The sequence below is a fragment of the Nonomuraea indica genome (assembly GCF_002850745.1).
In the GTDB taxonomy this organism is placed as follows: domain Bacteria; phylum Actinomycetota; class Actinomycetes; order Streptosporangiales; family Streptosporangiaceae; genus Nonomuraea; species Nonomuraea indica.
Map to the genome: position 1 here is coordinate 1,630 of NZ_KZ559491.1, position 2,132 is coordinate 3,761.

At 70.8% G+C, this 2,132-nt stretch carries 2 protein-coding genes; both read right to left on the reverse strand.

The window, feature by feature from the left end:
- Positions 1–256 precede the first annotated feature (256 nt).
- Positions 257–1,687 (reverse strand): MFS transporter, encoded by a 1,431-nt coding sequence (locus tag CXR44_RS34935; protein ID WP_101790432.1) that lies wholly within the window; start codon positions 1,685–1,687, stop codon positions 257–259.
- A 119-nt stretch (positions 1,688–1,806) separates the two neighbouring features.
- Positions 1,807–2,082 carry a heavy-metal-associated domain-containing protein gene (locus CXR44_RS34940; protein WP_101790433.1) on the reverse strand — a complete coding sequence of 92 codons (276 nt, stop codon included), beginning with the start codon at positions 2,080–2,082 and terminating at the stop codon, positions 1,807–1,809.
- Positions 2,083–2,132: the final 50 nt, after the last annotated feature.

Here is a 2,132-nt window from a genome sequence, read left to right on the forward strand (position 1 = left end):
GTGGTGTTGCTTGGTGTCGGCGTGTCCGGCCATGTTGGTTCTCCGATCCCGTGTGCTCCCTCCCGATAACACCATACCCCCCTATGGTATTTCGCTCAAAGAACATTGCGTAGACCTGCCGCAGAGAGGTCCGGGGCACGGCGGCGGTCCCGGCGCCAGCACCCGCGGCCACGTTGAGTCCGCCGGCGACGCCGGCACGAACCGGTTACATGCCGGTGGGGCGCACCTGGTGGCACGCCCACACCGGGTCGTGTTGTCATGCGCGAAGTGACTGCGCTTCCGGCTCGGTCTCCGCGACGGCCCTCTTCGGCCTGCGCATGAACGCGAGGGCGAGGGCTGCGCCGAGGGCCGCCACCGCGGCCGCGCCGATGAAGGCGGCCTGGAAGCCGTCGGTGAGCTTGGCGAGGTCGCCCAGTTCGGCGGCTCCCTGTGAGGTGGCGACGGCGGTCATGACCGCCAGGCCGAGCGCCGATCCCACGTTGTAGGTGGTGTTGACGATTCCCGAGGCCAGCCCGCTCTCCTCCGGGCGCACCCCGGACATGGCGGACATCATCGCCGGGATGTAGGCCAGCGACATGCCCACGGCGGCCACCAGCGAAGCGGGCAGCACGTCCGACGTGAAGGCCCCGTCCGGCCGGACCAGGGACAGCGCCCCGACGCCGGCCGCCAGGACGGCCATGCCGCCGACGATGAGCGGCCGGGCGCCGAACCGGCCCAGCAGCCGCGCCGTGATGCCGATCATGAAGATCATGATGGCCACGGTCATCGGCAGCAACGCCGCCCCGCTGGGGAAGGCGCCGTAACCGAGGACCTGCTGCAGATAGAGGTTGAGGAAGTACCACATCGGGATCCAGGCGGCGCCGAGCAGCGCCATCGCCACGTTGGCGGCGGCCAGGCCCGGGGTGCGCCAGATGCCCAGCGGCATGATGGGCTGCTTGACCGCACGCTGGATCAGCAGGAACACCGCGAGCAGCGCGACCGCGCCGGCCAGTTCCAGCAGGGTGGCGGGCGAGCCCCAGCCCTGCTCCGGCGCCTGGACGATGGCGAACACGGCCAGGGCGATGCCGGCGGTCACCGAGACGGCGCCCAGGACGTCGACCGAGCCGCGACGGCCCTGGACGGCCGGCAGCAGCGCCGGGACCGCGGCCAGGGTGGCCAGCCCGATGGGGATGTAGACGATGAACACCCACGGCCAGCTCAGGTACTCGGTGACCACACCGCCGAGGAAGACCCCGGCCGTGCCGCCGGCGGGCGCGGCCGCCCCGTACAGGGCCATGGCCTTGCCCAGCTCGCGCGAATCGTGGCCGAAGAGCATCATGAGCAGGGTCATCGCGGCGGGGGCGATCAGCGCGCCGCCGACGCCCTGGACCGCGCGCCCGAGGATCTCCACCCACGCCGTGCCCGCGGCCGCGGCCACCACGGAGCCGGCGAGCAGGACGATCCAGCCGGCGGTGAACACCTTGCGGGCGCCGAACAGGTCCGACAGCCGGCCGCCCAGCAGCAGCAGGCCGCCGAAGGCGATCACGTAGGCGTTGAACACCCACTGCAGCCCGCCCTGGGTGAAGCCGAGGTCACGCTGCATCTCCGGCAGCGCCACACCGATGATCGAGGTGTCCATGATGACCATGAACTGCGCCGCGGCGAGCACGACGAGTGCCCACCACCTGCGCGGATTGACGGCGTTCATAGCCGCACTCCTCACTTCTCGCACCGTACGATGCGACGTAGGGGTCTGGGGTGATGTTCCGAACCGGACCGGACCCACCGGTGGGCGTGCAGGGCAATGCACGCCCACCGCTCACGTTCCTAGGACCCGGCCCCGGACAACTGGTAGCCCGCACGCTCCACCGCGGCGCGGATCTCCTCCTCGGAGAAGCCCGCTCCGCTGACGGTGACCGTGCCGGTCGACAACTCGACGTCCACACCGGCCACGCCGGCCACCTTGCCGATCTCAGCCGAGACCGACGAGACGCAGTGGCCGCACGTCATGCCGCTCACCGCGTACACGCTCCGGTCTCCGCTCTCCACGGTGGCCGTCGCGGTGGTGGCGTCTCCGGTGCCGCACGCACATGCCGTGCACATGTAGTTCTCCTTCGCTCATACCCGAGGGGGGTATCTCCGACGTCGAGGAA